The sequence below is a fragment of the Romboutsia sp. LXY-2 genome (assembly GCF_056171995.1).
In genome coordinates this window covers 364,058-377,348 of record NZ_JBKFGI010000006.1, presented here as the reverse complement: position 1 = coordinate 377,348, position 13,291 = coordinate 364,058, and the positions used below count along the sequence as shown (strand labels likewise).

Here is a 13,291-nt window from a genome sequence, read left to right as displayed (position 1 = left end):
CTCCTTAAAAAACACTATTTAATATCTTATCACAAAAAAATAATAGACTGCAAGGCAGTCTAGTAATTAAAGTTAAAATTATTATTTTTATTAGTAAGACCTTTTAAGTAGTATTCAGATAGATTACAGTACAAAGATTCTTCAAGTAATCTAACAAATGATATATGTGTAGCATTTAATGCGTTATTATTTTTTATGTGATAATTTAATGTTGGACCTGTAATAGTACAAGCAACTCTAGGTTCGATGTATACTCTTTGAGTATCACATAATGAAGTAAAAATCTCATAACAGTTTGTAGAGTCAATTAAATATGATTTATACACACTATTAATAAGGTTTGGATAAAACATATATAAATCTGAAACACAATCAAGTTCATTATTAGTTGGATAAAATTCTTTATATCCGCCTAATATAATATAAACATTATCATTATATAATCCTTTAAATGTACTAATTAATTGTTTTGTAACTTCATTTACTTCTGATGGTAAATATAAATATAAAGGATGACTATCATCTACAACAATGTTTAAATTATCTAGTAAATTATATACTGTTGTAGAACTTACATTAGCAATGTATTCATAGTTTAAGGTATGGAACATAATAAATAGATTACCAAGTATTTTTGTATCATATATTACTTCAAGTTTTTGTTTCATCCATGGTATAGGAATTAGATTAATATTATTACTAAAATTATTCATAAAAAACCTCCAAAAAGTCTATAATCCATATGTATTTGGGTATATAATATTTGTATGCAAAAGCTAAAAAAGGAGAGATCATATTGTACACAGTAAAGATAAAGAAATTAAATGAAGATGCTATAATCCCAAACTTTGCACACGAAGGTGATGCTGGTATGGATTTATATTCGATAGAAGAGGTTGTTATTCCTTCTAGAAAAACAGCACTTATTAAAACTGGTATATCTATTCAATTACCAGAGATGACAGAAGCTCAAGTAAGACCAAGAAGTGGTTTAGCTTTAAAGCATGGTATAACTGTATTAAATTCACCGGGAACTATAGATGAAGGATATAGAGGTGAAATAGGTGTTATACTTATCAATCATGGAGAGTGTGACTTTGTAGTTACAAAACATATGAAAATTGCTCAAATGGTTGTGAAGCCAATATACGATATAAATATTGAAGAAGTAAAAGATTTAAATAACTCAGATAGAGGACAAGGTGGCTTTGGATCGACTGGTTTCTAAAAGTTATAATAGGATATGAGAAAAGGTATATACAGATAATTAAATTATCTGTATATACCTTTTTATGTATAGCTAATTTATAGAGGAAAGTAAATTTTTTACTATTATATAATATCTTTATAAGACATAAAGTTTGTGTGAATATTTACAAAATAAGGTATTAATAAAATTCTGAATAATTATTTAAATGAAATGTAAAAATAATAGGGTGATTAATTGTTAAAAAATAAAATGAATATAAGGAGTAATATAATGGATAGGGTAACTGATTTTTATCAATACAAATACAGTAGAAACTGTTATTATGTAGATTTATTTATCAATAGAGTTGCTCTTATGACTATTGAAGAGGCACTCGATGAACGCTTAAGTAGTTTATCTCTTACAAAAGATTCAGAATGTGCATACATGAGGCTAAAAGAACACTTCCAAAACTCAAGAACTCAATCTTCTTCTCCATATGTAGAAGTAAGAATCAACAAATGTTATTTAAAGTATATAAAAAATCTTTATAATCATTTCTTTGATAGATATGATTATGCACCACTTAAAATTTTAAATGAATACCTACACATGTTTCTAATTGGTGAATTAGAAAATATATCAGAATTTAGCGTTCTAAATGAAGATATCAAAGTTAGGGTATTATCAACAATATAAAGAAGCTCTCCTACAATAAAAGGAGAGCTTTTTATATTAAAATGTTCTTTGACCTTCTTCAAAATCATAAACGTCCATTAGTGCCTCACCGAATCTTTGGTAATGAACTATTTCTCTTTCCCCTAAGAATCTTAAGACATCTATTATATCAACATCATCAGTCATATTAATTAAATGATAATATGTTGCTAAAGCTTTTTGTTCAGCAGCCATATCTTCATGTAAATCAGTAACAGGATTTCCCATAACTGCTATTGGTGCTGTACTAAAAGGTATTCCATTAGAATCAGCAGGGAAAATACCGAATCCATTTTGTGCATAGTTAGAGCCAAGACCAGCAGCTTTTAGCTGTTGAGGTGTAGCATCATAAGTTAATTGATAAACCATAGTTGCAATTATTTCAACATGAGCAAGTTCTTCCGTACCAATATCAGTAAGAAGAGCACGAGATTTGCCTGTAGGCATAGTATATCTTTGGCTTAAATATCTTATAGCTGCACCTAATTCACCATTAGGACCACCAAATTGAGTTATAAGGTACTTAGCCATTGTTGGGTCAGTTGTCTTTAGATTAACCGGATGTTGTAGTGTTTTTTGATATATCCACATAAAATTTCAATCCTCCCAATATTATAAAAATCTAATTGTAAAATTCTTTATCCCAAGGCCATGGTTGATTAACCCATTGCCATGGATATTTACTCGGTGCATAACCAAAATTAGTTAATGGCCCATATTTATTTTCATAAGCACATCTAGCTTGTGCAAATTGTACGCATAAAGTATTATAAGTGTTTATAGCATTTTTATCGTCTGGGTTGTTGTCTAAGTATAGATTCATATCTAAGCAAGCAAAGCAAAGCTCTTCTACACTTCTTAATAGGTCTTGTCTACTAGTAGATTGTCTCATTATCTTTTACCTCCAGATCTTTTTTTAGGTGTTGAGTATAAATCTTTATTATACATTTTAGAGTCTAATAAATTTAACTCTGGAAATATAGTTCCATACTTTAATGCAGCAGAAAGGTTATACATCTTAGTAAAAACTTGGTCATTAACATATGGTCTTGCCAATTCACAACCACAGTTTTTCGATACTCCTCTGTCTTTATTCTCCATTGAAAAACCCCCTTGTCAATTTAGATAGAGTGTGACTATCTAATAACATCATATTCAGGCAGTATTAATTGGTTACAAGAATAATAAGTTTATTAAATATAAAAGTTAAATTAATAATAACTTTATATGATAAATGATAAAATATAGGTATAAATTGTATTACTATAAATACAGGTATCACTTGAATTACATATAAGGTTTATGATAAAATAATTTGCATGTTCACAGAAAAAAGAGGTGATTTAGTGAGTGATTTAGCAGGAAAGGGCTGTGAAATTATAGTACCTTTTGAGGAAAGGCAGCCATTAAGAGACATAGAAAGAAGTATAATAAAAAGATACAGAAAACATTTATGGTCAAAATTTATCAAAGCAGTAAGAGATTATAAATTAGTAGAAGAAGGCGACAAAATTGCTGTTGCTATATCAGGTGGTAAAGATAGTTTACTTATGGCAAAAATGTTCCAGGAATTAAAAAGACATGGTCAAGTTAATTTTGAATTAGAATTTATAGCTATGGACCCTGGATATCATAAAGATATAAGGCAACTACTTGTAGATAACTGTGAGTATTTAGATATTCCAATACATTTATTTGATTCAAGAATATTTGAAATAGCAGATGAAATAGCTAGTGATTATCCTTGCTATATGTGCGCTAGAATGAGAAGAGGGGCACTATATTCTAAGGCTGAAGAATTAGGATGTAACAAACTTGCTTTAGGTCATCATTATGATGATGTAATTGAAACTACAATGATGAATTTATTATGTGCTGGGAACTTTAAAACAATGTTGCCAAAATTAAATTCTACAAACTTTGATGGAATTCAAATAATAAGACCTCTTTATTATATAAGAGAAGAAAATATAATAAGATTTATACAAAATAGCGGAATATGGCCACTAAACTGCGCTTGTATGGTTGCAGCTAAAAAGACTGGTAACAAAAGATATGAAATAAAAGATTTAATAAAGAGCTTAGAGCCAAACTTTAAAGATGTAGAAAAATCTATATTCAAAGCAGCTGAAAATGTAAATATTGATTCAGTTTTAGGATGGCAACAAGATGGTGTGAAGCATTCATTCCTTGAAAAATACGAGTAAACAAAAAACCGTTGATATTAATCAACGGTTTTTTTAGGGCTTACAATATACCTTAAAGATATAAATATTAATTAATGTTCATGATTTTGAAAATACATTCTTTTAAAAATTTTAGATAGAAGACTTCTTATATGATAGAATATATATATAGGTAGTTAGAAAGGGTGGGTTTATTGAAGAGAATATATATTGACTTTGAAATGAATATGCCTAATAGTAAGACAAAAAAAGATTTACTTAAGGCAGATTTAATAGCTATTGGAGCAATTAAATATGATGTAAATACGGGGGAAATAGATAAATTCAAATCGCTAATTAAGCCGATAATTAGTACAGAAGTATATCCTCATATAGAAGAACTTACTCAAATAACTTCAGAGGCGTTAATTAATGCACCTACATATGAAGAAGTTATGAGAAAGTTTAAAGTATGGCTAGGACAATTTTCGGAAATAGAAGGAATTTATACTTTTGGAAACTTAGACTTAACTTGTTTAAATAATACGGATAAGATAAGTTCTCAAAAATATAACCATCCAAGATTTTTAAATAATATTAGAAGCTTATTTGTTGATATAAAAGACAAATATTTAGATTATGGAATAAGATGTATGAATTATATATCTTTAAAAAATTTATTATCTTATGCGAATGTGGAGTTTAGTGGTGATGCACATGATCCGCTTAATGATGCATATAATTTATATATTTTGGATGATGTATTAGAAAAAGAAGAAAGCATTAGAGATATATTAGTAATTCAAGATGTGATGAAGCCTCCATTCAATGCTGTTAATCCAGAAATGGAAGAAAAGTTTGAAAGTTATAAAAAATACTTCTATAATAATGATGGAAACTACAATATTAATGAATTATCTTTAGAAATAATAAAAACAGTAAATATATATATTAATTCACTTAAAGAAATAGAGATAAATAATATTGAAGTACTTAGAGATATTAATAGAAAACTTGATACAATAGATAAATTAAAAGATATTAATGATGGGTATTTTTATTTATTAGAAAATGTATACTTTGACATTAAGGATTTGCTAGAAGACCTTATGTTATACAAATTAAATGAAGATGAGTACTTAAAAGAAATTGAAAATATAATAGACTTATTTATAGAGGATTTGAGAAAAGAGAATATAGAAATTTATGAATTAATAGAGGAAAGCTGTTGATAATTTGATATCATCAGCTTTCCTCTATTTTTGAATAATAATACAATTGTTATTTTATATGTATATACTTGTATATTTATAAATATAAATTAACATACAGATTATATCTAAGGAGGAAAATAGTATGAAGCAAATTACAAACTATTTAACTACAATAATTACCGTGTTTGTATGTTTATCTTCAATTTTTATATTAATAAATATTACAAAAAAGATAGTAAAACTAAAGAGAGAAAGGTTCAAAAAGAAAATAAACTCTAATTTATGGTCTAGAAGTGATGTTATTGAAATTAATGCAAATAAGGTAGAAGATAATAACAAAAAATCATACAAGCTTGAAGGGGAAAAAATATGTAAGTATGATAATGGAGATATTTATAAAGGTGAACTTATGAACGGTCAAAAAAATGGTTTTGGTGTTTGTGTTTTTTCTAATAAAGAACGATATGAAGGACTATGGAAAAATGACAAAATGAATAGTATAGGAAAGTATATTTTTAATGATGGTTCAATATATAGTGGTGATTTTAAAGAAGGAGTTATAGAAGGTATAGGTACATATACATATATTAATAAAGATATATATAAGGGGAGTTTTCAAGATAACAGAAGGCATGGAAAAGGAGTATTATACTACAATGATGGCAGTAAGTATATAGGATTATGGATTGATGATAAAAAATGTGGTAAAGGAAAAATTATAAAGTCTAATGGAGATGTTTATGAGGGTGAATTTTATAATAACAAATTAAATGGTAAGGGAAGTTATACTTATAGCGATGGGTGTAGTTACATAGGAGACTTTAAAGATAATGTATATCATGGACATGGTTGTTTTGTTGATATTAGTGGGGATATATATGAAGGTGAGTATAAGTATGGACTAAGAAGTGGCAATGGAATATTAAAGTTTAGAAATAAAGATGTATATGAAGGTAAATTTAAGGATGACTTTTTTGATGGCAGAGGAAGATATACATATAGTGATAATAGTATATATGATGGAGATTATAAAGTTGGTATGAGAGATGGAATAGGAACTTATACATGCAAAGATTATAGATACATTGGGGAGTGGAAAAAAGATAACAAAGGTAAAATAGGAAGCTATTACTTGAAATCAGGAGCTAGCGTTGAAGTCACAATTATTAATAATAAAATAATTGAAGGTAAGTACCAACATGATAGTGAAAGTGAAGTAATGTACATATATAATGTAGATATTGACGGAAATAAAGAAGATGAATTTATTAAAAATATAAGTACTTATCTAAAAAAGAAACGTAATGCTCCAATCACAATTACTACATCAAATATATATAATTAAATATAATACTAATTTGGAGTGGTATATTATGAAAAGTAAAAATGAAGATTTAAACGTAAAATTACTACCGTTTATTTTAAACAATGAGGTAAGGGGAAATAATGTAAAAATGCCATATGGGGTTACTATGATAAATGCTAAAAGTTTTTGGGATGAATCTAGTAGGGGTGAAGGAATAACTATAGCAGTAATAGATTCAGGATGTGATATAAATCATGAAAGTCTTAAAAATAATATTATTGGAGTTAGAAATTTTACTTCTGAAGATGGTAAAGATCCAAATATAGTTATTGATAGAGTAGGCCATGGAACACATGTAACAGGTACTATTGTTGCAAATGGAAACAATAACACAATATTAGGTGTAGCTCCTAGTGCAAACATATATGTACTTAAGGCGATTGATAGAACTGGTTCGGGGAAATTAAGTTGGGTAGTTAATGCAATATACTATGCAATTGAAAAAAAAGTAGATATTATCTCAATGTCTCTAGGCATGCCTGGAAATAGTGATAAACTTGAAAAAGCAGTAAAGGAAGCTATTAAACATAATATATTAGTAGTATGTGCTGCCGGTAATGATGGAGATGGAAATGCAAATGATTTTGAGTATTCTTACCCTGCTGCATATGTTGATGTAATATCAGTAGGTGCTGTAGACAAAAAAAGAAATCCTGCCAGCTTTAGTAACTCAAACCCAGTTATAGATGTTGTTGCTCCTGGAGTAGATATAGTATCGACATTTCCAAATAACCAGTTTGCATCACTTAGCGGAACTAGTATGGCAACACCTCATGTTAGTGGAAGTTTGGCATTACTAAAAAATTGGTCTAGAAAAGAGTTTCAAAGGGAACTAACGCAGGAAGAAATCTACGCACAACTAATAAAACATACAGTAACGCTTAATTTTGAGAGAACAGTTCAAGGAAATGGGCTAGTATATTTAAAGGATAACAAAAATAAAAAAAATACAAAATATTAAAAATAGATACTAAAAAACTCTTAAGTATATATAACTTAGTCGTAAGTTTATACATAAGAGTTTTTTTTATATCATAAAATGATATAATGTATTAGGAAGTTACAAATTAGTTACGAAATAGTTACAAAAAGTGTTATAATTAATATAACTAAATAAAAAAATGACATAAGATTAGATCTTTTAAAGTAATGGAGTGATAAAAGTGATTAAATTTACTAATGTAGATAAAGAATATTCTGATGGCAAAAAATCATTATCAAATATTAACTTAGGAATAATGCAAGGTGAGTTTGTCTTTTTAGTTGGTCATTCAGGTGCGGGTAAATCTACTTTACTTAAGCTTATGACGAGAGAAGAAAAAATATCATCAGGCAGGCTATCAGTATTAGGTGAAGAAGTAACAAAAATTAAAACTAGTAAAATACACAACTATAGAAGGAATTTAGGTATAGTTTTTCAAGAATTTAGATTGTTAAAAGATAAAACTGTGTATGAAAATGTTGAGATAGCAATGAGAGTAGTTGGAACTAATCCTAAAAAGATAAGGCCTAGAGTAATGGAGGTTTTACATAAAGTAGGAATAGCGGATAAACATAATAAATATCCTTCAGAATTATCAGGAGGAGAATGTCAAAGAGTTGGGATAGCTAGAGCTATTGTAAATAAGCCTTCAATAATAATTGCAGATGAGTGTACAGGAAACTTAGATTTAGATAACTCTATACAAATATTAAAACTATTAACTGATATTAATGCTGAAGGAGTTACTATAATTATGGCAACTCATGATATTGAAATATTAAAGCTATTTCCTAGAAGAATTATAGAAGTTGAAAAAGGAAAAATAATTAGCGACACAAAGAGGGATTCATATGAAGTTAATTTCTAAAAGTTTATATAGCATAAAGCAAGGAATAAAAGGTGTGTTTAGCACAAAAATGATGAGTTTTTTATCAGTAATCTCTGTAGCATCATCATTGATTATACTAGGGATAGTTTTGACTCTAGTTTTAAATGTAAATCAATTTATGAATGTAACACAAGATGAAATAAATGAAATAAGAGTATCTATACAACCGGATTTAGAAAAAGAGAAAGTTGACGAATTAAAGCAAAGTATCAATAAGATTACAGGTGTAAAAGAGATTGTTTATAAAACTAAAGAAGAATCATTTGACAGCATGAAAAAGAGTTGGGGAGAAGATGCATATTTATTGGATGGTATAGACAATCCTTTAGATGATTATTATGTAGTTACAATCGAAAACCCAGAAGAAATAAAAACAATATCAGCGAAAATATTAACAATAGAAGGTACAAAAGATGTTGAATATTACCAAGATATTATGGAAAACTTCTTAAGTATTTCTAATAGCATAAAGAAATTTAGTGTAATACTGATGGCTTGTCTTTTATTAATATGTCTTGTAATAATATCTAACACAATAAAAAGTAGAGTATACAGTAAGAAAGAAGAGATACAGATAATAAAATATGTTGGAGCAAGTAATGGGTTTGTTATTGCGCCGTTTATTGTTGAAGGATTTATAATAGGATTAGCAGGTGCTGCTTTATCTGTTGGAGCATGTGTTGGAATGTATGGTTATATATTAGATACTATTGCAGCAGTATTAAACTCTATAATGGGTGACATAGTTTTACCTTTAACTAGTATCTCTACATCATTAGTATTAGTACTGGTTATAACTGGAATTTCTGTTGGAGTTTTAGGAAGTATTCTATCTGTAAAAAGACATTTAAAAGTATAATTTACCGACTAAGAGTATAAAAACTAAAGATTTGGGGGAAGATTTTGTGAAAAAGTTAATATCAATCATAACTGTTTGCTCTGTTTTAATGAGTACAACATTTATATATGCAGCTGGAGAAAAAGAAAATTTAGATAACAAACTTGAAGAAAATAGACAAGAACAGGCAACACTAGATAAGAAAATAGAAGCCTTAAATTCTAGAATAACAGAAATAGAAAATAATATTAAAGAAACTAACAATAAAATAAGTCAAATAGATTCTGAGAGTGAAAGCACTAGAGCTGAAATATCAAAGCTTGAAAATCAGATAAAAGAGAATGAAGAATACTTAGGGAAAAGATTAAAAGTGATAAATAATAATTATTCTCTAGGATATTTAAAAGTAATATTAAGTAGTAATTCATTATCAGATTTCTTTAACAATATTTATATTATTAAGCAAGTTGTTAATCAAGATAAAGAAGTATTGAAAGTTCTAGACGAAAATAAAATTGAAATAGAACAAAAAGAAGCAGAGTTAAAAGAAAAGAAGAATGAACAAGAAGAATTAAAAAAACTATTAGAAAAAGATAGTCAGACTGTTTCTGAAGATAAAGTAGAAGTAGAAAAATTAAAACAAGAGCTTCTTAAAGAAGAAGAAGGTTTACAAAAAGAAATAGAAGATATAATAGCTAAGCAACAAGCTCAAAACAATCAAAATAACCAAAATAACTCTAATACACAACCCGGAGGAGTAATATCAAATGGTTCTTGGCCAGTGCCAGGATATAGTAGAATAAGTTCTGGATATGGATATAGAAACCACCCAATACTTAATGTTCAAGAATTCCATACGGGTATAGATATACCTGCACCAATGGGTACTCCTGCAGTTGCAATTGATAACGGAACTATTATATACTCAGGAGTAAAAGGTAGTTATGGTAATACAATAATGATACAACATGATGATGGTAAAGTATCTTTATACGCACATAATAGTCAACTTATAGCATCTGTTGGTCAAAGAGTAGAAAAGGGACAAGTTGTGTCAAAGATTGGTTCTACAGGAATGTCAACAGGGCCACACTTACACTTCGAAATAAGAATAAATGGTAAGCATGTTAATCCAGTAGACTATTTATAATTACACTTATTTTATAGAAGGAGAATGAAATGAACGAATATGTAGTTGTAGATTTAGAGACTACAGGTCTTGATCCATATAAAGGTTGCGAGATTATAGAAATAGGAATTACAGAAATAATTAACAATAAAATTGTTAGAAATTATTCTAGATTTGTAAAGCCTAAAAATCAAATTCCTCAGTTTATAACTGATATAACTAATATTAGCAATGAAATGGTAGAAAATGAAGAAAGTATAGAAAAAGTTTTACCTAGGTTTAGAAATTATATTGGAAATAGAACTATAATAGCTCATAATGCAAAATTTGATTTGAAATTCTTAAATTATTACTTAGAAGAGTTAAGATTGGAAAAAATTGATAATTTTATTTGCACATTAGAACTATTAAAGAAAAATAAAACCTATAAAGGGAAGAATAAAAAACTAGAAACAGCATGTGCATATTACAATATAGAAAATAAAAATGCACATAGAGCTGATAGTGATACATTGGCTACAGCTAAACTTTTTTTAATAATAAAAGATGAACAATAATAAAAGAAGCATAAAGATGATTTATCATTTTTATGCTTCTTTTAATTTATTAATATATAAATTTTATCCAAAAACTAGTGTTTAATAATATAAGAACATCATAGTATATAAAAGGGCAGATTATTTTCTCTGGGGAGTTGAGGTAATGATTTTTATGGATTTGGAGATATTTATAGATAAAATTGAGTTTGATATATATGCTATAGAAAATCAGCAAAAACTAGAAAAAATAAGAAATAATATTATACTACCTAGATCTTTTAATATCGGTAGCAAGCTAGTTTATATAAGGCAGTTACTTAATACTTTAATTAAGCAATATAATGTAGGAAATGCTCATATAAATATAGAAAACAACATAGGTATAGACATAATCGAATATATAAAGATAGAGGGCGTAGTTGAAGAAGCTCTTTCAAATTGTGGGGTAGAGATATGGAGATAAATCCTAAATTAAATCTAAGAATATTAAAAAAAATAGATTCAGAAGGGGTAAATTCTGCACTTTATTTAGTAGAAGATACTCAACTTGGCTCTAAGTTTATTTTAAAACAAATCGATAAAAGTAAATTTAAAAATCCGGATAGATATTTTGAAGAATCACAAAAGACTTATAACTCGAAGCATCCAAATATTATGCCAATAAAACATGCAACATATGATGATAAATATATATATATTACTATGCCATTTTTTGAAAATGGATCATTATATCATGTACTTGAAACTAGAAATTTAAGTATAAGAGAAGTAATAAAATACTCATTAGACTTTTTATCCGCAATTCAATACATACATAGTATTGGGATTATACATTGTGATATTAAGCCTAATAATATATTGATAAGTGAAGAAGGAAAAGCTGTAATGACTGATTTTGGATCTGCATTATACTTAAATAGTAGAGGGAATGCTAAACTTAAAAATGTTTACTATAAACACATAGCGCCTGAGCAATGTACAAACTCAACTATTGATAAAAAAATAGATATTTACCAGATAGGAACTACATTATATAGAATGTGTAATGGTAATGAGGAATATAACAATCAAGTTAAAAAGTATAAAGATTTAAATAGTCTTAAGTTAGCCTGTGCAAGAGGAAAATTTCCAATAAGAAAAAAATATTTACCTCATGTGCCAAAGTCTATGATAAATATAATTGAAAAATGTTTAAACGTTAATCCTAATGATAGATATGATGATGTCCTAGATATAATGAATGAATTAAGTTGTATAGAAAATAACCTAGACTGGGTATATGAGAAAATAAACAAAGAAAAGTATAAATGGACTAAAAATAAGCTGGGAGAAAAAATTAATATATTTTTATATAAAGAAGAAAATTCATGGTATGTAAATTGTAATAAAAATATTATGAGTGTAGTTGATAGCAAGGCTAAGGGATATAGAGAAATTAGAAATATTATAAAAATGAACGAAAAAAAATAGCCTTACTTCAATCCGATCAAGTAAGGCTATAAAAGGGGTAAAATATATTATAAAAAGGGGTTTATTAGGGAATATATTTTATTTGGGGAGTAAAATAATCGGTTATTAGGGGAATAACCTTGAATTAATAATAACAAATTTCGACAAATAGTGCAATACTTTTTTCAAAATTCGACAAAAATATTTTCGTTATTTAACTATACAATATTCATATTTGTTTGAATAAATGTATGAAAAATATTTCCATGCATAAACTAAGACTGTACGTAAGGAGGAGTTTATGCATAAATCTAATATTTTAATAATTGTATTGTGCTTATTTACTTTTACTACTATAACTTGTCATAGTATGGAGATATATAATAATTGTAAATATATATATCTACAGGATTATGAAAAAGAAAATCTATATATAGAAGTACTAGACATTAGTATAAAAGATGAGAAAATAAACATAGGAGAAAAATATCCTGCATATGCAATTGTTACAATGGAAGTGAAAAATAATAGTTTAGTTAATATGGAGCTATCAAACTTTGATATATATCCATATCAAAATGAATCACCAACAAAGTATTTCGTAAGCACAAATAAAGAAAATATTAATGGTTTTATAGGAAGTTTAGGAAGTAGAGAAAGTAAAATTGTAAAAATGGGAATTGCTTTAAATAATGTTTATGATCCTATTATGTTAAAGATCATAAATGACTATGAGGATACTAATAAACTATTAATTAAGAAAATGAATATAAAATAGAAATAACTCCTTATCACATTATGATAAGGAGTTATT

Annotated in this window: 17 protein-coding genes; 13 read left to right on the top strand and 4 right to left on the bottom strand. The window is 27.3% G+C overall.

The window, feature by feature from the left end; translation table 11 throughout:
- Positions 1 to 59: 59 nt before the first annotated feature.
- On the bottom strand, positions 60 to 713 hold the full coding sequence (locus ACI48P_RS12980; RefSeq protein ID WP_475216329.1) for a hypothetical protein: 654 nt from the start codon (positions 711 to 713) through the stop codon (positions 60 to 62).
- An 83-nt stretch (positions 714 to 796) separates the two neighbouring features.
- Between ACI48P_RS12980 and dut the strand changes: the two genes are divergently transcribed.
- Both dut and ACI48P_RS12970 read left to right on the top strand, forming a co-directional pair.
- Positions 797 to 1,228: a dUTP diphosphatase gene (gene dut, locus ACI48P_RS12975; RefSeq protein ID WP_475216327.1), complete on the top strand. Its 432-nt coding sequence runs from the start codon at positions 797 to 799 to the stop codon at positions 1,226 to 1,228.
- A gap of 252 nt (positions 1,229 to 1,480) precedes the next feature.
- The gene (locus ACI48P_RS12970; protein ID WP_475216325.1) at positions 1,481 to 1,888 is read left to right on the top strand and encodes a hypothetical protein; all 408 of its coding nucleotides are present in this window, start codon (positions 1,481 to 1,483) and stop codon (positions 1,886 to 1,888) included.
- A 36-nt stretch (positions 1,889 to 1,924) separates the two neighbouring features.
- Here the strand turns inward: ACI48P_RS12970 and ACI48P_RS12965 are convergent, their stop codons facing one another.
- From ACI48P_RS12965 to ACI48P_RS12955, 3 genes are read right to left on the bottom strand one after another with little or no spacing between them, the layout of a single operon-like run.
- Positions 1,925 to 2,497 (bottom strand): manganese catalase family protein, encoded by a 573-nt coding sequence (locus tag ACI48P_RS12965; protein ID WP_475216323.1) that lies wholly within the window; start codon positions 2,495 to 2,497, stop codon positions 1,925 to 1,927.
- A gap of 31 nt (positions 2,498 to 2,528) precedes the next feature.
- Positions 2,529 to 2,798 carry a spore coat protein CotJB gene (locus ACI48P_RS12960; RefSeq protein WP_475216322.1) on the bottom strand — a complete coding sequence of 90 codons (270 nt, stop codon included), beginning with the start codon at positions 2,796 to 2,798 and terminating at the stop codon, positions 2,529 to 2,531.
- A complete protein-coding gene (locus tag ACI48P_RS12955; RefSeq protein ID WP_475216320.1) occupies positions 2,798 to 3,007 on the bottom strand; it encodes a spore coat associated protein CotJA in 210 nt (69 codons plus the stop codon). Before ACI48P_RS12955 ends, ACI48P_RS12960 begins: the two co-directional genes overlap by 1 nt.
- Positions 3,008 to 3,252: 245 nt before the next feature.
- Here ACI48P_RS12955 and ACI48P_RS12950 point away from each other — a divergent pair, with 245 nt between their 5' ends.
- The 11 genes from ACI48P_RS12950 to ACI48P_RS12900 all read left to right on the top strand — a co-directional run bounded on the left by ACI48P_RS12950 (position 3,253) and on the right by ACI48P_RS12900 (position 13,255).
- Positions 3,253 to 4,113, top strand: a complete 861-nt coding sequence (locus ACI48P_RS12950; RefSeq protein WP_475216319.1) for a tRNA 2-thiocytidine biosynthesis TtcA family protein — start codon at positions 3,253 to 3,255, stop codon at positions 4,111 to 4,113.
- Positions 4,114 to 4,277: 164 nt separating this feature from the next.
- On the top strand, positions 4,278 to 5,303 hold the full coding sequence (locus tag ACI48P_RS12945; RefSeq protein ID WP_475216317.1) for a 3'-5' exonuclease: 1,026 nt from the start codon (positions 4,278 to 4,280) through the stop codon (positions 5,301 to 5,303).
- A gap of 124 nt (positions 5,304 to 5,427) precedes the next feature.
- Positions 5,428 to 6,630, top strand: coding sequence for an MORN repeat-containing protein (locus tag ACI48P_RS12940; RefSeq protein ID WP_475216315.1), 1,203 nt, complete (start codon positions 5,428 to 5,430; stop codon positions 6,628 to 6,630).
- A 28-nt stretch (positions 6,631 to 6,658) separates the two neighbouring features.
- Positions 6,659 to 7,612: a S8 family peptidase gene (locus ACI48P_RS12935; RefSeq protein WP_475216313.1), complete on the top strand. Its 954-nt coding sequence runs from the start codon at positions 6,659 to 6,661 to the stop codon at positions 7,610 to 7,612.
- 202 nt (positions 7,613 to 7,814) lie between these two features.
- Complete coding sequence (gene ftsE, locus ACI48P_RS12930) at positions 7,815 to 8,501, top strand: cell division ATP-binding protein FtsE (protein ID WP_475216311.1); 687 nt, start codon at positions 7,815 to 7,817, stop codon at positions 8,499 to 8,501.
- The gene (gene ftsX / locus ACI48P_RS12925) at positions 8,485 to 9,381 is read left to right on the top strand and encodes a permease-like cell division protein FtsX (RefSeq protein ID WP_475216309.1); all 897 of its coding nucleotides are present in this window, start codon (positions 8,485 to 8,487) and stop codon (positions 9,379 to 9,381) included. The genes ftsE and ftsX overlap by 17 nt, the downstream gene beginning before the upstream one ends.
- Before the next feature lie 46 nt (positions 9,382 to 9,427).
- Positions 9,428 to 10,510, top strand: a complete 1,083-nt coding sequence (locus ACI48P_RS12920) for a murein hydrolase activator EnvC family protein (protein ID WP_475216307.1) — start codon at positions 9,428 to 9,430, stop codon at positions 10,508 to 10,510.
- Positions 10,511 to 10,539: 29 nt separating this feature from the next.
- Positions 10,540 to 11,046: a 3'-5' exonuclease gene (locus tag ACI48P_RS12915; protein ID WP_475216305.1), complete on the top strand. Its 507-nt coding sequence runs from the start codon at positions 10,540 to 10,542 to the stop codon at positions 11,044 to 11,046.
- A 145-nt stretch (positions 11,047 to 11,191) separates the two neighbouring features.
- Complete coding sequence (locus tag ACI48P_RS12910) at positions 11,192 to 11,491, top strand: hypothetical protein (protein WP_475216303.1); 300 nt, start codon at positions 11,192 to 11,194, stop codon at positions 11,489 to 11,491.
- Complete coding sequence (locus ACI48P_RS12905) at positions 11,482 to 12,498, top strand: serine/threonine-protein kinase (protein ID WP_475216301.1); 1,017 nt, start codon at positions 11,482 to 11,484, stop codon at positions 12,496 to 12,498. The genes ACI48P_RS12910 and ACI48P_RS12905 overlap by 10 nt, the downstream gene beginning before the upstream one ends.
- Positions 12,499 to 12,778: 280 nt before the next feature.
- On the top strand, positions 12,779 to 13,255 hold the full coding sequence (locus tag ACI48P_RS12900) for a hypothetical protein (protein ID WP_475216299.1): 477 nt from the start codon (positions 12,779 to 12,781) through the stop codon (positions 13,253 to 13,255).
- Positions 13,256 to 13,291 lie beyond the last annotated feature (36 nt).